The sequence below is a fragment of the Citrobacter sp. RHB20-C16 genome, assembly GCF_013890155.1.
GTDB classification, from domain to species: domain Bacteria; phylum Pseudomonadota; class Gammaproteobacteria; order Enterobacterales; family Enterobacteriaceae; genus Citrobacter_A; species Citrobacter_A amalonaticus.
Genome location: NZ_CP057630.1, coordinates 3,371,093 through 3,390,125 on the forward strand (window position 1 = coordinate 3,371,093; position 19,033 = coordinate 3,390,125).

The window sequence follows — 19,033 nt, forward strand, 5'->3', positions numbered from 1 at the left end:
GATGTCTACGATTATTGATACCTTTATTGCCCCACCGTGCAACGACGAGATAGAGACGCTCTATCAGGACGATCACCTGCTGTTGATCAATAAACCCAGCGGGCTGCTCAGTCTTTCAGGGAAAAATCCACAAAATCTCGATTCGGTACACTATCGGCTGGTTCAGCAATATCCTGGCTGCACGCTGGTCCACCGTCTGGATTTCGGCACGTCCGGACTGATGGTCGTGGCGCGTAATAAGGCCGTCAATGCCGCCCTCTGCCACCAGTTCAGCCAGCGCACCGTCAGTAAAGTCTACAGCGCATTGCTCTGCGGCCATCTGAACGCTGACGAAGGAGTGATTGATGCGCCGATAGCCAACGATCCGGCACGGTTCCCGCTGATGTCAATTAGCCCGGTCAATGGCAAACCCGCGCGGTCACGTTATCAGGTCGTCGCACGAATTAACCAACCGCAGGACGACGGAACTATACTACCGTTGACGCGGGTCCAGCTCACGCCGGAGACCGGACGTACGCATCAGCTACGTATTCACTGCCAGCTGTTGGGGCACCCTATTCTGGGTTGCGACCTGTATGGCGGTCGCCTGCTGCCCGGTACAGAACAAACCGCACGGCTGATGCTACACGCCAGCGAATTACGCTTTACTCACCCCATTAGCGGGGAGCGCATCAACGTGCATCACGCCGCGCCGTTCTGAATACGACTTACCACATCAGATCATCAGGCACTTTAAAATCAGCATACGGATCGTCTTCATCCTGCTCTTCCTGACTCAACGCGCTGTGCAATACGATGCTGGTTGCGTCACGCTGCGCAATTTTATCGGCGACGCTGGCCGGGATAATCGCGTATTCGCTCTCGGGGCTGTTATCGGTAGACAAACGCGCAATCGCCAGACGTCCGTTAATCAACTGCGTCTGGGTCAGTTTATCGACGTAGATTTTCTTGATGAGATTGTTATCGGTGAAGTTAAAGCCAATGTCGCCTTTTGCGACAGTGATACGATTCATTTCAATCAGTTGCTTTACCTGGGCTTTAAATTCTTTCGCCAGCGTCGCCTGCTTTTGCTGCTCACTGAGCAGCTTGTCACGCTCAAGCTGTGCCTTTTTATTCTCTTCAACTGCCTCTCTTGCCTCACGAGCCTGCACGCGTGATTTTTTAGCCGTTCTCTGGACTTTCGCCATTTTTTTGCTGGTTACTAAACCCGCTTTTAGCATCTGCTCTTGTAAGGTAAGTTTCGTCATCTTTACTTATAAACCTGTGGAATGATGTCTGAGATTATACCTGCAATTTTTGCGACGATACCAGTTGGTGGACGTGGTTTACGGGTCTCGTTATGCTCGGACAGGGTTACGGATGCCGCCTGGTCATAAACTGTGAACCCGTGCGACGCAGAGAGCAGAGACCAAAAAACCGCGTGGGACACGCGGTTTTCCTGTGGAACGAGACTTACAGAATCTGGCCTAACGTCTGGCGCAAATGCGCGCCGGAACCGAGCAGGCCGGGGTTATCGTGAACAATCAGATACACCGGAATATCCTGAACGTAGGCCTTAAAGCGACCTTTATCTTCAAAACCGCCACGGAACCCCGAGGCTTTGAAGAACTCCAGGAAGCGCGGCACGATACCACCGGCAATGTAGACGCCGCCAAAGGTGCCCAGCGTTAACGCCAGATCGCCGCCAAAGCGCCCCATAATCACACAGAACAGCGACAGCGCGCGGCGACAGTCCGTGCAGCTGTCGGCCAGCGCACGTTCGGTAATATCCTTTGGCTGCAGATTTTCTGGCAGACGTCCGTCAGATTTGACGATTGCACGATACAAATTTACCAGACCCGGACCAGAAAGCACGCGTTCAGCAGAGACGTGACCAATCTCAGCGCGCAGGACCTCCAGGATGATCGCCTCTTCTTCGCTGTTCGGCGCGAAGTCGACATGACCGCCCTCGCCCGGCAGACTAACCCAGCGTTTGTCGACGTGAACCAGATGCGATACCCCCAGACCGGTGCCCGCGCCATACACTGCGATAGGTTTACCTTCAACCGGTTCCGCGCCGCCAAACTGGATCAAATGCTCTTTTTTCAGCATCGGGATCGCCATCGACACCGCAGTGAAATCATTAATGATTTCCAGATGACTGAAACCGAGATTTTTTTTCATCTCCGCAATAGAAAACGCCCAGGTATGGTTGGTCATAGCCACCCAGTCACCCGTAATCGGACAGGCGATCGCGATACAGCCCGCGTCCACTTTCACCTTGTGCTCATCGAGGTAAACACGCACGACAGCTTCCAGACTGGGATAGTCCAGACCGGAATAGGTTTTAGCCTGTGAGATGTCACCACTGTCGATATCACACAGAGCAAGACGAGCGTTGGTGCCGCCGACATCACCTACTAAAGCATACTTTGTCATTCTTCTACTGCTCCGCTAAAGTCAAAATAAGTCTTTGCCACACTGTAAATATACGGGGGCATAACAACAATCTCAGAAAAGCGAGTCCCCTGAAAATATCGATCCAGGTCACACAATAACTTTATCGTTTCAGCACCATTTGCAGCGATGCCATCTGGCTGACGCGGCAAACTGAACGTAAGACACGGTATTAAGGAAAAAAACATGCTCCATCCGCGAGCCAGAACCATGTTGTTATTGTCGATCCCCGCGCTGATTCTGGGGGTTGCATCCAGTTTAGTCCTGATTGTGGTCATGAAGTTTGCTTCCATCTTACAGAGCATACTCTGGCAACGTCTGCCGGGAAGTGTGGGGATTGCCGCCGATTCCCCGCTCTGGATCATGCTCACCCTGACGTTAACCGGGGTTCTGGTGGGGCTGGTGATTCGTTACAGCACCGGGCACGCTGGCCCTGATCCGGCCACCGAACCGCTGATCGGTGCGCCAATTTCTCCTGTTGCATTGCCAGGCCTAATCATCGCACTGGTGCTGGGTCTGGCGGGTGGCGTCAGCCTTGGTCCCGAACATCCGATTATGGCCGTTAACATCGCGCTAGCCGTTGCGCTGGGACGTCGGTTTTTCCCACGGATTGGTGCCCTCGACTGGACCATTCTGGCCTCGGCCGGCACCATCGGCGCCCTGTTTGGCACGCCGGTCGCCGCCGCGCTGATTTTCTCGCAAACCCTGAGTGGCTCTAACGATACCCCTTTGTGGGATCGCCTCTTTGTGCCGTTAATGGCGGCGGCGGCAGGTTCATTGACCACCAGCCTGTTTTTTCACCCGCATTTCTCGCTCCCGATCGCCCATTACACCCAGATGCGCATCGTGGACATTTTCTCCGGAGCCGTGGTGGCGGCGATTGCTATTGCCGCGGGGATGGTGGCGGTCTGGTGCTTACCCCGGCTGCACGCTTTACTGCATCGCCTGAAGAATCCGGTGCTGATCCTCGGCGTTGGAGGTTTCCTGTTAGGGTTACTCGGCGTGATGGGTGGACCACTGACGCTGTTTAAAGGTCTGGATGAAATGCAGCAAATGGCGTTCAGTCAGACGCTCGGTACCACGGATTTCTTCATGCTCGCGGTGATAAAGCTCGCTGCGCTGGTCATTGCTGCGGCCAGTGGTTTTCGCGGCGGGCGGATCTTCCCGGCCGTGTTTATCGGCGTGGCATTAGGTTTGATGCTGCACGCCCACGTTGAAGCCGTTCCGGCCGCGATTACCGTTTCCTGCGCTATTCTTGGCCTGGTGCTGGTCGTCACCCGTGACGGCTGGCTTAGCCTGTTTATGGCTGCTGTGGTGGTACCGGATACCACCCTGCTGCCGCTGCTGTGTATTGTGATGCTTCCGGCCTGGCTGTTGCTGGCGGGCAAACCCATGATGGTCGCCAACCGGGAGGACAAATAGTCATCCGCTGTTACGCGACTCCAGCGCCTGGGTGACCTTACGTAATAACACGGGTAAATCGGCTTTTGGCAGCACGACCTCTATCAGCGAGAGCCGTTGTGGACGTGCCAGCCGGGCCAGAACTTCCTCGAGCTGGATGGCCTGAGTCACCCGCCAGCATTCAGCCTGATCCGCAAGGCTGAATGCCCGAGGGATCTGCGTCCAGTTCCAGGAAGCAATATCGTTGTACCGTTGTTTCTCCCCGTGGATAGCTCGCTCGACGGTGTAGCCGTCGTTGTTGAGTACCAGAATTACCGGCGTTTGCCCGTCGCGCAACATGGAGCCGATTTCCTGGATGGTCAGTTGCGCCGCGCCGTCGCCGGTTATCAGGATAACCCGACGCTCAGGCGCCGCCGTTTGCGCGCCAAACGCGGCGGGCAGCGAATAGCCTATCGATCCCCAGAGCGGTTGGACAATCAGTTCCGCCCCCGTAGGCAACAACAGGGACGCGGCCCCAAATGCCGCCGTTCCCTGATCGGCCAGGATCAGATCGCCGGGTGCCAGCGCCTGCTGCACGGTATGCCAGAAGTTCTCCTGGGTCAGTGGACCTCGTTCGATGTGCAGCTGTACGGTCGCAGGTTTAACGGGCGGCGGCGCAATGGAGAGTTCCAGGCATAACTCACGTAACGTGGTAACCGCCTGCTCCATAGACAGTCCACTGAACCAGATGCCTCCCACCCGCGATGCCTGCGGCTGCACCTCAATTGTGCGTTCCAGCGCCAGTTGCTGGGTGAAGCCAGCCGTTAGCGTATCGACGAATCGGGTACCCACACAAATCGTCGTATCCGCCTCTTCTATCGCCTGACGGACGTCGTCACTGCTGGCCCCCGCGCTATAGGTGCCGACAAATCCCGGCTGTTGTTCATCGAAAAGTCCTTTTCCCATCAACAGCGTGGCGTGGGCGATAGGCGTTTCGGCCATCCAGCGTTGCAGGACCGGTTGTAGACCAAAACGGTGGGCGAGAAAATCGGCCAGCAGCGCCACGCGGGGACTGTTGATCAGCTTTTGTCGGGCATGGTAGCGAAATGCCGTCACCACGCTCCCCTGCGATTCCGGTGCAGAGAGGATCAGTTCCGCTGAAGGGGGCAACGCGGGACGTTTCGCCACATCAGCAGGCAGCATCAGGTAACCCGGGCGATGGGCAGTCAACATCGTACTCAGTACACGGTCAATCTCATGACAGGCGTTTTGCGCATCCAACACAGCGCTGGCCGCACACAGGGACTGGCTCATCCGGTAGAAGTGTTGGAAATCGCCGTCGCCCAGCGTGTGGTGCATCAGTTCTCCCCGACGCTGCGCGCCGCTACATGGGGCGCCAACAATATGCAGAACGGGGACATATTCCGCATAGCTGCCCGCCAGGCCATTCATCGCACTCAGCTCCCCGACCCCAAAGGTAGTCAGCAGCGCTCCGGATCCGGCGACCCTGGCATAACCGTCCGCCGCATAGGCAGCGTTAAGCTCGTTGGCACACCCAACCCAGCGCACGTGCGGATGGTCGATCACATGGTCAAGAAACTGCAAATTGTAATCACCCGGCACGCCAAACAGATGCCCGATGCCGCACCCGGCAATTCTGTCGAGCAGGTAATCCGCAACGGTGTAAGGGGTTTGCATGACAGCTTTCCTTCTGACGGTAACCTCATGTTGAGTATTGAAGAAGCGTCGGGGCTGTCCAGAAAGAGGCGGCGATGAGGGTGGAAAGCAGGATTTACAGTTTCCGGAGTGAAAATGTCATTGAAAAATCACCAGTGTAAACGTATACACTGGGGAGCTGAATTCACTGCGAGGGAAGACAATGGTTTACCAGCCTGATGAAAATCGCTATCAGAGAATGGCATTTCGCCGTTGCGGTCAGAGCGGCCTGAAGCTACCCGCCATTTCGCTTGGCCTGTGGCATAACTTCGGCGATACCACCCTGGTGGAATACAGCCGGGCACTGCTTCAGCGCGCATTTGATCTGGGGATTACCCACTTCGACCTCGCCAATAACTACGGTCCCCCGCCGGGTTCAGCGGAATGCAACTTTGGCCGCATCCTGCAGGAAGATTTTTTACCGTGGCGCGATGAGCTCATTATCTCCACCAAAGCGGGATATACCATGTGGGACGGCCCTTACGGCGACTGGGGATCCCGCAAGTATCTGATTGCCAGTCTTGATCAAAGCCTGAAGCGAATGGGGCTGGAGTACGTAGATATTTTCTACCACCACCGTCCCGATCCTGAAACGCCCCTGCGGGAGACAATGCAAGCGCTCGATCACCTCGTACGCCAGGGGAAAGCGCTGTTTGTCGGGATTTCCAATTACCCGGCCGATCGCGCTCGTGAAGCTATCGATATCCTCAATGATTTGGGCACGCCATGTCTGATCCATCAGCCTAAATATTCGATGTTTGAACGCTGGGTGGAGGAGGAACTGCTGACGATGTTGCAGGAAAAAGGGGTGGGCAGCATTGCCTTTTCCCCGCTGGCGGGTGGACAGCTCACCGATCGCTATCTGAACGGGATCCCGGCTGATTCCAGAGCGGCAAGCGGAAGCCGTTTTCTGAATGCTGATCAGCTTACCGCCGGAAAGCTGGAAACCGTTCGCCAGCTCAATGCACTGGCTGAAAAGCGCGGACAAAAATTATCGCAGATGGCGCTTGCATGGGTACTGCGCGACGATAACATCACCTCGGTCCTGATTGGTGCCAGTAAAACCTCGCAGATTGAGGATGCGGTCGGCATGCTGGCCAATCGTCATTTCACTGACCAGGAATGCGCCGATATCGACAACATTCTGAACAGTAAGCGTGAGCAGCGTTTTTAGCAATTCGTGCTCTCATTCATGATTTAAGAGTTAAGGCGATGAAATGGGGCTTTACGGCCCCGTAATATTACGTTAACAGGCCGACTACGGCTTCGATCGTGAAGGAGATAAAGAATGTTCAGGTCACTGATTCTGGCGGCAGCCCTACTGGCTTTTACACCGCTTGCCGCAAACGCGGGCGAAATCACCCTGTTGCCATCGATAAAATTACAAATTGGCGATCGCGATAATTACGGTAACTACTGGGACGGCGGACACTGGCGTGACCGTGACTACTGGCATCGCAATTATGAATGGCGTAAAAATCGCTGGTGGCGACATGACAATGGCTATCACCGTGGCTGGGATAAGCGTAATGCTTACGAGCGCGGATACCGGGAAGGCTGGCGCGATCGCGACGACCATCGCGGGCGCGGGAAAAAAGGCCACGGTCACCATCATTAAAAAAAAGAGCCTTCGGGCTCTTTTTTATGGTCAAATCCTGCGCTTTTTATCCTGCACCATTTGCCCTTGAGCAAAAATATCCTGAACGTATCTTATCCTCATGAGAATTCACGTCAGGATTAACTTATGAATGCTAATTTTAAGAATGAAATTCAGACATTCGGTCGATCGCTGTTATTGCCGATTGCCGTACTGGCGCCCGTGGGGATGGTCATGGGAATTAGCTCTGCGTTAGGCCAGAGCTATATGATAGAAAAACTCCCGTTTCTCGGGAACGATATATTTAAAGCCATTCTTTCTTCACTGGGATTAATCAGTAGCGTCGTATTCAACAATATCCCGTTATTATTCGCGATGGGTGTGGCGTACGGCATGTCCAAAAAAGAGAAAGGGATTGCGGTTTTTGCCTCCGTGGTGGCCTATCTGACGCTACTTATCGCCATGCATGTTCACCTCAAACTGGCGGGTACACTGGCAAAAGATGAGCTGGCGCTCGTTGGGCAAGGAATGGTACTCGGTATTCAGACGCTGAAAATCGAAGCGCTTGGCGGCATTATTGCCGGGCTACTGGCGGCCAAAGTCACCGACCGGTTTTACCGATTGCAACTTCCTCTCGCCTTTGCTTTTTTCAGCGGTAAGAAATCCGTAGCGATTTTGGCTATCGCCTTTTCGATTCCCGTGGGGTTAATTATCCCTTTTATCTGGGATCTGTTTACTGCCGGTATGCGCGCCATTTCAACCATTATGATGGCTCCTAATATCGGTGCCGGGATTTACATGACGCTCAACCGTCTGTTAATTCCATTTGGTTTACACCATGTCCTGAGTTCGACCGTCCGTTTTACCGCGGCTGGGGGTACCTATCTCATTGACGGACAAACGTATGTCGGCATTTTGCCTGCGATTAATAAGATCCTGTTTGAGCTTGGCCCTTCCCATCCTGCGTGGAAGGAATATATGCCGACGCTCACCAGTTATCTGGCGTCGTCGCAAATGCTCACCACGCTGTTCCGCGTGCCAGCGATTGGGTTGGCGATGTATCACATGGCCTATTTTAAGAATAAGAAATTTGCCAAAGGGATGATTCTGACCGTGGTGCTCACCGCCATGCTGGGGAATATCACCGAACCGCTGGAGTTTTCCTTCCTGTTTATTGCTCCACAGCTCTTTATTGTTTACGCCATACTTTGCGGTTTGCTGACTATTCCACTGCAAATGCTGGATGTGTCCATCGGCTATATTCGCGGCACGATCTTCGACTTCGGTATTTTTGGTCTGATGTATGAACAGACGCACTGGGTAAATTTACTGCTTCTTGGTGCCATTAACTTTGTCGTTTTCTACGTCGTTTTCCGCTTCGCGATCGCTCGCTTTGATATAAAAACGCCGGGACGCGAAAGTGAAACGTCAGACAGTACCTTGCTGAATAATAAAGAGTACGACAAGGTCGCTGAACTGGTTATTCATGGGCTAGGCGGATCCGACAACATTAAACATGTTGAAAACTGTGTGTCGCGTTTGCGTGTCGATGTGAAGGATCAGAAAAAAATGGACATGACCGTGCTGAAAGAATCGGGATCGCTGGGTACCTTTATCCCCTCCAGCAACCATGTCCACGTGGTCTTTGGCCCACACGTCGAATTTGTCCGCAATGCGGTAGATGACCGCCTTGTCGGCGCGAAATAAGCTTAAGGAGACAGGAATGCGCGCATTGTATGATTCAAAAAGTAAAACCATCGACGATCGGGGAATGAAAACGCTGCTCGCTCAACCTGCGCGGGTCCAGTCCTGGCTGGATGTCGAAGCTGCCCTGGCGCTGTCACAGGCTGAATACGGGATGATTCCCACCCGTGCGGCAGAAAATATTGCCGCCAACTGTCGCGTCGATAAAATCGACCTGACAGAAATGGAACGCCTGCTCCGCGAGATCGGCCACGGCTTTGTCCCGGTGATCAAAGTACTGGTCAAAGCCTGCGACAGCGAAAGCGGGAAGTATGTGCACTATGGCGTCACCACCCAGAATATCCAGCAAACCGCACAGCTTTACCTGGCAAAGCAGTTCGATGACATCATGCAGGGCTTTGTGAACGATATTCTGCGCAACCTGGCGAAAATGGCATCCGATCATCAGGCCACCCTGATGCCAGGTCGCACCCACGGTAAGCATGCCTTACCGGTGACCTGGGGCTATAAAGCTGCCGTATGGATTGACGAACTGTTGAGTGCCCAACAGCGCATGCAGGAAGCAGAAAAACGCGTTTTCACGGTGATGATGGGGGGGGCTGTGGGGGCGTTTCACGCCACTGGCGAAACTGGACGTCGGGTGCAGGATCGCGTCGCACAACGGTTGGGAATGCACTCCATGGCGATCCCTTCGCGTAACTCCCGCGTTTATCGCACGGAATACATCAGCAATTTGTGCCTGCTCGCCACCACGCTGCATAAAATCGCCGAAGAGGTGTATCAGACTTCCAGCGAAGAGTTCGCTGAAGTCTCTGAAGCGTTTACCAAAGGAACGGTTGGCAGCAGCACTATGCCGCAAAAAGTGAACCCCAAACTGGCTAAAGGGATTATCGCCAACGCGCAAAAATTGTATTCCGTGCTCACTTCCTGCCTGTATGTCAGCCCTCGCCCATTTGAAGCAGACAGTTCAGCCTACTTTATCTTCGACGGAAATATTCAGGAAAGCATGGAGTTGATGGCGGAGATCGTGATGCGCGCGGAAGAGTTGACCCGTACGCTGGTGATTAATCCTGAACGTATGCGCCAGAACGTCCACTTAACCCATGGCTTGATCAATAGCGAAAAAATCATGATGCAACTGGTAGAGCGGTTAGGCAAAGACGCGGCGCACGAGCGCGTGTACCAGTTGGCGATGCGCAGCACCCACGAGGGATTGCCCTATGCCGACGTGCTGCGCGCCGACCCCCTGATTCGCCAGCATTTTAGCGATACAGAAATCGATGCCCTGCTCGATCCCGCCCACTACCTCGGTTTGTGTGCGGAGATCGCCGCCGAAACGGCATCGCGCGTATGGGAGAAAGAGGATGTCTGACCCGATGCTCTCTCTGGCAAGCGACCGAATCATCACACCCGACGGGATACAACGCGGTTATCTGCATATCAAACAGGGACAGATTGTTGGCCTGGATAATTCTCCTCGCGGCCAGGTGGTTGATTACCAACATGCGATGCTGATGCCGGGTTTTGTCGATATCCACGTCCACGGTTGGGGAAGAGGTTCGTTTGCCTGGAAGGGGGAGCGTCACTCTTTACAGGCGATGAGCCGGGATCTGGTCAATGCCGGGGTCACCGCGTGGCTTGCTACGTCCGCCACCCAGCCGGACGCGTTCTTACTGGAGAGTCTGACCACGGCCGCCGACTGGATTGCGCACGCGAAAGCAGAAGACGGGGCTGAAGCCGTCGGCATTCACATGGAAGGACCGTTTATCAATGCCAAATACAGCGGGATGCAGCGCAAGGAGTCTATTCAGCTCCCCAGCATTGAGGGCTTTGAATGCTATCAGCAGGCTGCACGGGGGCATATTCGCTTAATGACGCTGGCGCCAGAGTTGCCGGATGCGCTGCCGCTGATCCGTCATTTGCGCCAGGCTGGCGTCACGGTATCCGCAGGGCATACCGACGCGACGTTTGACGAAACCACCCGGGCGATTGAAGCAGGGCTATGTCACTTTACCCACGCCTTCAGCGCCATGCGCGGATTACATCATCGTGAGCCAGGCGTTGTCGGCGCGCTAATGTACCACCAGGACACCTTCGCCGAAGTGGCAAAACAAAGCGGCATCACCCTACGCCCGGAAGTGTTCGATATTCTCTATCGTCTGAAAAAAGATCGTCGTCTGGTCATGGTCAGCGACTGTCTGGGATATGTGGATTTCCCGGAAGGGTTTGAATTTCACCATTACCTGCGTCAGGAGACGTTTCGTATTCGCCATCATCTTCTGGAAATTACCGATCGCCACGGCAATATCCGCACGGTCTCGCCTGATGACTGGGCGGACGTCTGCACACTGGAGATGAGCTTTCTGGATTCAGTGAAAAATGTGGTTGGTCGTCTGGAGAATAGTTGGGTTTCCGTAGCGCAGATTGCCTGCCTGAATCCGGCGATTCTCGCCGGTGTTGAACAGCGTAAGGGCAGCCTGACGCCCGGAAAAGATGCCGATATTCTTGTCCTTGATGAGGCGTTAGATCTTGAAGCCGTCTGGTGTCGCGGCGTCTTACAACCGCTGGCTAAATAAACACATCACCATAATGGCGTTCGAGGAAATCCCTGAGCGCCTCGGGACTCATACCCTGTACCTGCTGAACAAACTGCTCAGCCGGTATTTTTTTGCGCGCGGAGGCAAGTCCCCGCTCACGAAGCAACTGGAAGTCATCCTGCGTTAGCCAGAAGTTAACTTTGACGTAATCCAGTCCGGCATACCGCAAATGGCTTGAGATCTTATTGGTAAAGGTGATCAGCAGATCAAACTCACGTGACTGGAGCTGTTCAATCTCATTGATATTAATACATACCGGGATATCGATATGAAAACGTGAGGACAGGACCTCTTTGAAATACCCGACCTTACTTTCCGAAGAGTTCGTCACAATAATGACCCGCTTTTTCGGCTCACTCACTACCCGGTTTTTAAGCTCATATTTTTTCGTGATCAACACCAGTGTCGCCAGATGAATGGCGGAAAACGTCGTTTGCCAGCCTTTTTCAATCTCGCTCACCGCAGACTGAACGTCGTCCCAGAGTTCAGGGTAACGATTCTGGACGTTATGCAGTTTTTTATCATCAAACCAGAGATGAAATTTATTCTGGATGATGGCGGCATAGATAAAGTGATAAACCTCGGCAAACCAGGCATGCTGATTGTGAATGGTGTTGTTCAGGCTAGCGGCTAAACGTTCACAGGTCCGTTTCACATGCGCCACCAGGCTGGCGTCATATAAGGTGAAAGGGCGATACGTAAACGTCAGCGAAGCAATCAGGAGATCCAGACAGCGGTTTTCCTGCGGATTGGTCATGGCCTCAAAAGGGAACGTCGTCAAAAACGGCGTCGTCGTACTCTCTTTGATTACATGTCCCCGGCGGATGCGATGTAACGCGAGGCTCAAATACACCAGCAGGTATTTCCGACCATTGTAACCCAGCGTGTTAATCGGCCGGATAACGTCTTCATAGCAACGTGCAGCCTGGGTAATCTCCGAAGCACATTCACTCAGAAACTGATCGGCAATCGAACGACTGACGGGCTCATTCGCCTGATGGGCTATCAACTGGTGGTGTTCACCAATCTCAACGGTTTTGAGTATTAATATGCACACAGCCAGGCGCAACGAGAACTCATCGCCGACAAGCCGCGACCCGGTACGTGGGATGCTTTGTACCGTCAGGGCGTGTTCTTGCGCCAGACGCAACATCACGGGATTATCATTTTTGACCGTCCCCGCGCTGACATAAAACTTTTTGTAGTACTCGTTTTTATTCACCACATCATGCAAACAGAGCGCCACGAGGAGATCCCTCACACGCTCTTCCGACGTAGTGATATAGCGATTAAAACGTATACGCGCTAAAAATTGCCGGTATTCGCTATAGCCAATCCGGGTCGTAATAAACTGATTATCCTGATGGAGCTGGACGTCTTCCGGCAAGAGTTCATTGAGCTCTTTCATGGTGCGTTTTAGCGTGGAGAGAGTCTTACCGAAACGCTGAACCGCCTCGTCAATCGACAGCGGGCTGTTATCCTGTAAATACTTCAGGAAAGAGAGATCAAAGTGATTCATGAACGCTCGCCAGTGGATAATGCAAGATGCAGGATAACGGAAATCCAGGACTAAAACCGTGACCTGTTGCGTGTCACGGCGGGTTAGATCACAACCCCAGCACCGTGCCGACCAGCAACCACAGGTTCAACGCCACCACCAGCACCACAATCATCCAGCCAGTCTGTTTAACCCAGCGGGTATTCACCAGATCGCCCATCAGTTTGCTGTCGCTGGTAAATATCAGCAGCGGCACCAGCGCCAGTGCAATACCAAAGCTTAACAGCACCTGGCTCATCACCAGAATCCGCGTCGGATCAAGGCCAATCAGAATCACGATAAAGGACGGCATCATGGTGATGGTACGACGCACCCATAAGGGGATATGAAAGCGGACAAACCCCTGCATCACGACCTGCCCCGCCAGCGTACCAACCACCGTTGACGACAACCCCGCCGCCACCAGGCTCAGTCCGAAGACCGTTGCCGCCGCGTGACTTAATAACGGCTCCAGCGTCAGATAAGCCTGATCCAGATCGGCAACACCGGTGTGACCACTGAAGTGAAACGCGGCGGCGGCAGTCGCCATCATCGCCAGATTGACGAACCCCGCAATGGTCATGGCGATAGCTACATCCCATTTTGTCGCCGCATAGCGCTGCTGACGCGTGCCGCCATGCAGGTGCTGTGTTAACGAAGAGTGCAGGTAGATTACATGTGGCATGATGGTAGCGCCCAGCACCCCGGCGGCCAGAAATACCGCTTCAGAGTTGGGCAAGTCAGGGATTATCATGCCTTTACTCAACTGTGCAAAGTTGGGCTGGGAAAAGATCAGTTCAACGATATAAGCCATGGCGACAAACAGCAGCAGGCCGCCGATCACTTTTTCCAGCGGTTTTTGTCCACGCCGCTGGAGCATCAGGATCAGAAAGGTGGCGATCCCGGTCAGCACCGCCCCCTGCAATAACGAAACGCCGAGGATCAGTTTGAATCCTATCGCCGCCCCGATGAATTCCGCGAGATCGGTCGCCATCGCGATAATCTCCGCCTGCACCCAATAGAACCAGACTACCGGCCGCGGATAGTGATCGCGAATTTGTTCAGCCAGATTTTTACCCGTCGCAATACCCAGTTTCGCAGACAAGACCTGAATCAGCATCGCCATCAGGTTTGCCCAGACCACGACCCACAACAGTTTATAACCAAAGCTGGCACCGGCCTGAATGTTGGTCGCAAAATTGCCCGGGTCGATATAGCCGATAGCCGCGACAAACGCAGGTCCCATTAATGTGAGCCTTAACTTGCGCGCTGCTCTTCCACTGCTACTCTCAACGCGATCGTTTGTCATCTTCTGCCTCGGAAACATAGCCTTTGCTATGTTTTATAGTACGCCTGATGAGAATGGTTATCAAGTGCATGTAAAAAAGGTAACCTTGATTTCTCTAATAGGCGGGAACGATAAAAGTGTGGGTACAAGAATGCGCGTGGCATGTTTAATAATTGTTATTATATTAGCACAATAACTTAACTATTTACTTTCGCATTAGACATAACAGAAGTGTATGCCGGATCACTATTTTTGAATCTCGTCACAGGTCCTGATTATAGTGTGTGTTAGATCTCGTTTTCTTTGTACACGTTGCATAGAATGTGCACGAAAACTTAACCTGCCTCATATTTGGAGCAAATATGGACCGCGTCCTTCATTTTGTCCTGGCACTTGCCGTTGTTGCGATCCTCGCATTGCTGGTAAGCAGTGACCGTAAAAAAATTCGCATTCGTTATGTCGTTCAACTGCTTGTTATCGAAGTGTTACTGGCGTGGTTCTTCCTGAACTCTGACGTCGGCCTCGGCTTCGTGAGAGGCTTCTCCGAAATGTTTGAAAAACTGCTCGGATTCGCCAATGAAGGGACGAACTTCGTCTTTGGCAGCATGAACGATAAAGGGTTGGCCTTCTTCTTCCTGAAAGTTCTCTGCCCTATCGTCTTCATTTCAGCGTTGATCGGTATTCTGCAACATATTCGCGTGTTGCCGATTATCATCCGTGCCATTGGTTTCCTGTTATCCAAAGTCAACGGCATGGGCAAACTGGAATCCTTCAACGCCGTCAGCTCGCTGATCCTCGGTCAGTCTGAGAACTTTATCGCGTATAAAGATATTCTCGGCAAAATGTCCCGCAACCGTATGTACACCATGGCCGCGACAGCAATGTCCACCGTTTCCATGTCTATCGTCGGTGCGTACATGACCATGCTGGAACCTAAATACGTGGTTGCGGCGCTGGTTCTGAACATGTTCAGCACCTTTATCGTGCTGTCGCTAATCAACCCGTACCGCGTTGATGCCAGCGAAGAAAACATCCAGATGTCCAACCTGCACGAAGGCCAGAGCTTCTTCGAAATGCTGGGGGAATACATTCTGGCGGGCTTTAAAGTTGCGATTATCGTTGCCGCCATGCTGATCGGCTTTATCGCCCTGATCGCCGCGCTGAACGCCCTGTTCGCCACCGTCACCGGTTGGTTCGGCTACAGCATCTCCTTCCAGGGCATCCTGGGCTACATTTTCTATCCGATTGCCTGGGTGATGGGTGTGCCGTCCAGCGAAGCGTTGCAGGTAGGCAGTATCATGGCGACCAAACTGGTTTCCAACGAATTCGTTGCAATGATGGATCTGCAGAAAATCGCCGCCACGCTCTCTCCGCGCGCGGAAGGTATCCTTTCTGTATTCCTTGTCTCCTTCGCCAACTTCTCTTCTATCGGTATCATCGCAGGCGCGATTAAAGGCCTGAACGAAGAGCAAGGTAATGTCGTATCCCGTTTCGGTCTGAAACTGGTTTACGGCTCTACGCTGGTGAGCGTCTTGTCTGCCTCTATCGCCGCACTGGTTCTGTAAGACAGCACTGACACAAAAAACGGGGAGCGTATCCCCGTTTTTTTATACCTGTGATTCCCCTAACGGCCTCGGTCGTCCAATCAGATACCCTTGCAGGTAGTTCACGCCCAGGCTTAACAGCAGCTCCCGCTGCGCAGGTGTTTCCACGTATTCCGCCACTACGCTTAACGACTTCGCCTTTGCCAGATCGGTTATCGACTTCACAATCATCGCGTCCAGTGAATCTGTCAGAATATCTTTTACAAACACGCCGTCGATTTTGATGATGTCAGCCTGCAAACGCTTCAGGCGCTCGTAATTGGCATACCCGGTACCAAAATCGTCAATCGCAATCCGGAAGCCGAATTTATGCAACTGTTCAAGGTTCTGCATGCTGGTTTCCGAATTGGAAAATGCCTGCTCTTCGGTGATCTCAATGATCACCGTTTCCGGGGCGATACCATAGCGGGTGAACAGGCGAATAATGCGCGGCGCCGTCTCTTTTTGCAGCAGGGTCAGCGGCATGAGATTCACCGAGAAAAGCGGTCCCGCCTCGCCAGAAGGATGCGCAGATAGCCAGTTCAGCAAGGCTTCCACCACCTGCAAATCAAAACGGGCGCTGAGGTTAAATTGCGCGATCAGCGGGATGAACTGATCCGGCGTCATGATACCTTCATCGCTTTTCAGCCGCGCAAGAATCTCGTCGTACCCTTTGCCGTGAGCGTCGCGGATAGGCTGCGCATAAAGCAGGAGATCGCCGTTATCGAGCGCTTTACGAATTTTATTGAGCAGCAGCACCCGTTCGGTCGTCTGGCCCGTCGCGACTTCCTGGCTATGCGTCAGCGCCAGTACCCGGTGATTGGCGCAGGATTGTTCCGCCAGCCAGCTTAACTGACCCAACAGCGGTTGCAGCGTCTCCTGCTTCCCATCCCATTGCCCCCAGGATGCGCCGTAGCCCATGTCCAGCCCGGTGTTGTTCCAGTAAATTTTACGACTGTTCAACAGGTCGAGCATATGTTGCAGACGGGCGTCCATTTCCGGCCCGTTAAGCACCAGTAATAATTCACTCCCCGGCAACTGAAAGATTTTTTCATTCTCAAGCATCAACGGTTGCAGCATACGGTGCACCGTGCGTTTGCTGTGCACGCGCATTAACATGCCGTAGTGACGGCTCAGAAACTCCAGATTCTCCAGCCGCAGACAGCAGACGCTCTGCCCTGACTCTTTTTTCAGGAACTGCTCCAGCGCACGCAGATTCGGTAAACGAGTTAAGGGGTCGGTAAGCGCTTGCATATGCCAGCGGCGATTAAGCCATTCACTACGCTGAAAGATGCGCATCATATACATCAGGCAGATACTGAACGAAACAAGAACCGACAGGATAAACGCCAGCGAATACTCCGACCCCACGCCTTGTAAGAAATTGCGGTTATAGGTCAACAAGAACAGCGTGCTAATCGCCCAGCTTAGATTAATAAACGGATAGGTGAGTTTACCCACGCCGGTGGTAAAAATAATGAAGAAGACCGGCACCAGATACCCTGCAATGTATCCGCTCTCCAGGGGAGAACACATAATGACAAGAAGGGCCGAAATACAGGCCAGCCAACTGACGGTAAATAAGCGCTTTTCTTTATCGAAACACGGGGCAATGTCTCTGCACCAGAACGTTCGGGCATACCGTGGATTCACAATCATCCGTAGCGGATAATAAAACAGCAAGGTGAAGATCAGCGCCGCCGAGATCAGACTCAGAATATCGACAATCGTGAAGATGGCTGCCGCAGCACCAAAGAATGTCGACACCGCGACCGGGAAGTCGAGATAATGCCCGGCGAGATACATGCTGATCTTCATCCCGACAGGAGCCACAAAGCCAAACCAAATCACCCTGCGCCAGATATTGCGATCGGGCAAGCCGTAACGCCAGCGCGGTCCAATATGCCAGCGAACAAGCGCGCTCGTTCCTAGTACGGCAAACATCTGACAAAAGAGCAACACGATACCTTGCGCAAACGGCAGATGAAGATTCCAGTGATTGGTCAGGTATAACGCCAGCACAATGGGCAGAACAGCGCGTCGACCAAACAGCAGCAGCATCGACAGCAGAACGCACAGCGGTAGCCACGAAAGATAGATATCGCTGGAGTCCACTATGGTCCGCGGGGAAATCAAACGTGAAAACTGGATGGCTGCGATGGAGAGTACGATCGCAAGAGCGAATATTCTTATATTATTTATCAGGTTACGCTTGGGTGGCATGAATTAACTGCTCTCACGGAACGAACTATTTGTCACATAAATGATAAGTTTATTCGCACCGCGAAGCAAACCTATACCCGCCAGATAAATCCACCGAATTTGTGAGCACAGATTCTGGCTTAATAGAAACTGTATTACAAAAATGAAAGGCGCGCAGAGATAAAAAAACCCCCGCTTTGCAGCGAGGGTTCTGAATTTGGTGGAGCTAAGCGGGATCGAACCGCTGACCTCTTGCATGCCATGCAAGCGCTCTCCCAGCTGAGCTATAGCCCCACGATGCGTTTACGTACCAAAATTGTTGGGTTCAATTTTTGGTGGAGCTAAGCGGGATCGAACCGCTGACCTCTTGCATGCCATGCAAGCGCTCTCCCAGCTGAGCTATAGCCCCATTACGTAAAGCTTGTCGAGTTGACGGGCGGCATCATATGAATTCCCTTCGCATGTGTCAACGGCAAATTGAAAGCGCCGATTCTAATCGCTGAAAAAGCAGACAAATGAAGAACAATGCGCAACAACTCGCATTCAGTAGTTAAACACGTCACGGTTTCCACTAAAATGGTGCTATAAAATGAACCACTAATTAACCACACGACTATTCAGGGAATCGTTATGTTCAAGGAACGGATGACGCCAGAAGAACTCGCGAATCTGACGGGTTACAGCCGACAGACTATTAATAAATGGGTGCGAAAAGAAGGTTGGGCGACATCACCAAAACCAGGCGTTCAGGGCGGTAAAGCGCGACTGGTGCATGTTAACGAACAGGTTCGTGAATATATCCGCAGCGCAGAACGCTCAGCGGAAGGATTGTCTGACACCTTCTCACCCCCTGGCGATGCCTCGTTGGAAGCACTCCTGATCAAGCTGGTGAAAGAGATGACGCCTGCCGAACAAAAACACTTTACCTCTTTGCTACTGCGGGAAGGGATTACCGGTTTATTACAACGCTTAGGGATCCGCGACAGCAAATAA

The 19,033-nt window shown here is 52.9% G+C and carries 15 protein-coding genes and 2 tRNA genes; 9 read left to right on the forward strand and 8 right to left on the reverse strand.

The genetic code is table 11. The features are described 5' to 3' along the window. The first annotated feature begins 1 nt into the window (after position 1). Entirely contained in the window at positions 2–700 is a 699-nt protein-coding gene (locus HVX64_RS16210; protein ID WP_044258416.1) for an RluA family pseudouridine synthase, read from the forward strand. Positions 701–707: 7 nt separating this feature from the next. On the opposite strand, the gene HVX64_RS16215 is transcribed toward HVX64_RS16210, so the two are convergent. Beyond that, positions 708–1,247 (reverse strand): DUF2058 domain-containing protein, encoded by a 540-nt coding sequence (locus HVX64_RS16215; RefSeq protein WP_044258415.1) that lies wholly within the window; start codon positions 1,245–1,247, stop codon positions 708–710. A gap of 205 nt (positions 1,248–1,452) precedes the next feature. Further along, complete coding sequence (glk, locus tag HVX64_RS16220; RefSeq protein ID WP_042999936.1) at positions 1,453–2,418, reverse strand: glucokinase; 966 nt, start codon at positions 2,416–2,418, stop codon at positions 1,453–1,455. Positions 2,419–2,622: 204 nt separating this feature from the next. On the opposite strand from glk, the gene HVX64_RS16225 reads away from it, so the two are divergent. Continuing rightward, on the forward strand, positions 2,623–3,858 hold the full coding sequence (locus HVX64_RS16225) for an ion channel protein (RefSeq protein WP_181825054.1): 1,236 nt from the start codon (positions 2,623–2,625) through the stop codon (positions 3,856–3,858). Here the strand turns inward: HVX64_RS16225 and HVX64_RS16230 are convergent, their stop codons facing one another. Next, positions 3,859–5,514, reverse strand: a complete 1,656-nt coding sequence (locus HVX64_RS16230; protein ID WP_044258410.1) for a thiamine pyrophosphate-binding protein — start codon at positions 5,512–5,514, stop codon at positions 3,859–3,861. A gap of 181 nt (positions 5,515–5,695) precedes the next feature. Between HVX64_RS16230 and mgrA the strand changes: the two genes are divergently transcribed. From mgrA to nagA, 5 genes are all read left to right on the forward strand, one after another. Further along, complete coding sequence (mgrA, locus tag HVX64_RS16235) at positions 5,696–6,706, forward strand: L-glyceraldehyde 3-phosphate reductase (RefSeq protein WP_181825055.1); 1,011 nt, start codon at positions 5,696–5,698, stop codon at positions 6,704–6,706. Between the two features lie 114 nt (positions 6,707–6,820). Continuing rightward, a complete protein-coding gene (ypeC, locus tag HVX64_RS16240; protein ID WP_042999931.1) occupies positions 6,821–7,150 on the forward strand; it encodes a DUF2502 domain-containing protein YpeC in 330 nt (109 codons plus the stop codon). 126 nt (positions 7,151–7,276) lie between these two features. Beyond that, positions 7,277–8,836 carry a PTS transporter subunit EIIC gene (locus tag HVX64_RS16245; protein ID WP_181825056.1) on the forward strand — a complete coding sequence of 520 codons (1,560 nt, stop codon included), beginning with the start codon at positions 7,277–7,279 and terminating at the stop codon, positions 8,834–8,836. 16 nt (positions 8,837–8,852) lie between these two features. Next, positions 8,853–10,205 carry an adenylosuccinate lyase family protein gene (locus HVX64_RS16250; protein ID WP_044258406.1) on the forward strand — a complete coding sequence of 451 codons (1,353 nt, stop codon included), beginning with the start codon at positions 8,853–8,855 and terminating at the stop codon, positions 10,203–10,205. Further along, a complete protein-coding gene (gene nagA / locus HVX64_RS16255; RefSeq protein ID WP_044258404.1) occupies positions 10,198–11,409 on the forward strand; it encodes an N-acetylglucosamine-6-phosphate deacetylase in 1,212 nt (403 codons plus the stop codon). Before HVX64_RS16250 ends, nagA begins: the two co-directional genes overlap by 8 nt. Here the strand turns inward: nagA and HVX64_RS16260 are convergent. Both HVX64_RS16260 and HVX64_RS16265 read right to left on the reverse strand, forming a co-directional pair. Further along, on the reverse strand, positions 11,402–12,949 hold the full coding sequence (locus tag HVX64_RS16260; protein WP_044258402.1) for a hypothetical protein: 1,548 nt from the start codon (positions 12,947–12,949) through the stop codon (positions 11,402–11,404). The genes nagA and HVX64_RS16260 overlap by 8 nt on opposite strands. Positions 12,950–13,037: 88 nt before the next feature. Continuing rightward, positions 13,038–14,276: an Nramp family divalent metal transporter gene (locus HVX64_RS16265; RefSeq protein WP_042999926.1), complete on the reverse strand. Its 1,239-nt coding sequence runs from the start codon at positions 14,274–14,276 to the stop codon at positions 13,038–13,040. Between the two features lie 341 nt (positions 14,277–14,617). Between HVX64_RS16265 and nupC the strand changes: the two genes are divergently transcribed. Beyond that, positions 14,618–15,820 carry a nucleoside permease NupC gene (gene nupC, locus HVX64_RS16270; protein ID WP_042999925.1) on the forward strand — a complete coding sequence of 401 codons (1,203 nt, stop codon included), beginning with the start codon at positions 14,618–14,620 and terminating at the stop codon, positions 15,818–15,820. A 42-nt stretch (positions 15,821–15,862) separates the two neighbouring features. Here nupC and HVX64_RS16275 read toward each other — a convergent pair whose 3' ends face one another. From HVX64_RS16275 to HVX64_RS16285, 3 genes are all read right to left on the reverse strand, one after another. After that, the gene (locus HVX64_RS16275) at positions 15,863–18,061 is read right to left on the reverse strand and encodes a sensor domain-containing phosphodiesterase (protein ID WP_181825057.1); all 2,199 of its coding nucleotides are present in this window, start codon (positions 18,059–18,061) and stop codon (positions 15,863–15,865) included. A gap of 197 nt (positions 18,062–18,258) precedes the next feature. Next, positions 18,259–18,334: transfer RNA gene (locus tag HVX64_RS16280), tRNA-Ala, on the reverse strand. Positions 18,335–18,373: 39 nt separating this feature from the next. Beyond that, positions 18,374–18,449: transfer RNA gene (locus tag HVX64_RS16285), tRNA-Ala, on the reverse strand. Positions 18,450–18,670: 221 nt separating this feature from the next. Between HVX64_RS16285 and HVX64_RS16290 the strand changes: the two genes are divergently transcribed. Then, positions 18,671–19,033 carry a YfeC-like transcriptional regulator gene (locus tag HVX64_RS16290; RefSeq protein ID WP_042999923.1) on the forward strand — a complete coding sequence of 121 codons (363 nt, stop codon included), beginning with the start codon at positions 18,671–18,673 and terminating at the stop codon, positions 19,031–19,033.

Excerpts from the sequence above, each read along its gene's own strand:
- HVX64_RS16265 (WP_042999926.1), bottom strand. The coding sequence starts at position 14,276 with ATGACAAACGATCGCGTTGAGAGTAGCAGTGGAAGAGCAGCGCGCAAG.
- HVX64_RS16225 (WP_181825054.1), top strand. The coding sequence starts at position 2,623 with ATGCTCCATCCGCGAGCCAGAACCATGTTGTTATTGTCGATCCCCGCG.
- HVX64_RS16215 (WP_044258415.1), bottom strand. The coding sequence starts at position 1,247 with ATGACGAAACTTACCTTACAAGAGCAGATGCTAAAAGCGGGTTTAGTA.
- HVX64_RS16250 (WP_044258406.1), top strand. The coding sequence starts at position 8,853 with ATGCGCGCATTGTATGATTCAAAAAGTAAAACCATCGACGATCGGGGA.
- HVX64_RS16210 (WP_044258416.1), top strand. The coding sequence starts at position 2 with ATGTCTACGATTATTGATACCTTTATTGCCCCACCGTGCAACGACGAG.
- HVX64_RS16230 (WP_044258410.1), bottom strand. The coding sequence starts at position 5,514 with ATGCAAACCCCTTACACCGTTGCGGATTACCTGCTCGACAGAATTGCC.
- HVX64_RS16290 (WP_042999923.1), top strand. The coding sequence starts at position 18,671 with ATGTTCAAGGAACGGATGACGCCAGAAGAACTCGCGAATCTGACGGGT.
- nagA (WP_044258404.1), top strand. The coding sequence starts at position 10,198 with ATGTCTGACCCGATGCTCTCTCTGGCAAGCGACCGAATCATCACACCC.
- HVX64_RS16260 (WP_044258402.1), bottom strand. The coding sequence starts at position 12,949 with ATGAATCACTTTGATCTCTCTTTCCTGAAGTATTTACAGGATAACAGC.
- ypeC (WP_042999931.1), top strand. The coding sequence starts at position 6,821 with ATGTTCAGGTCACTGATTCTGGCGGCAGCCCTACTGGCTTTTACACCG.
- HVX64_RS16245 (WP_181825056.1), top strand. The coding sequence starts at position 7,277 with ATGAATGCTAATTTTAAGAATGAAATTCAGACATTCGGTCGATCGCTG.
- nupC (WP_042999925.1), top strand. The coding sequence starts at position 14,618 with ATGGACCGCGTCCTTCATTTTGTCCTGGCACTTGCCGTTGTTGCGATC.
- glk (WP_042999936.1), bottom strand. The coding sequence starts at position 2,418 with ATGACAAAGTATGCTTTAGTAGGTGATGTCGGCGGCACCAACGCTCGT.
- mgrA (WP_181825055.1), top strand. The coding sequence starts at position 5,696 with ATGGTTTACCAGCCTGATGAAAATCGCTATCAGAGAATGGCATTTCGC.
- HVX64_RS16275 (WP_181825057.1), bottom strand. The coding sequence starts at position 18,061 with ATGCCACCCAAGCGTAACCTGATAAATAATATAAGAATATTCGCTCTT.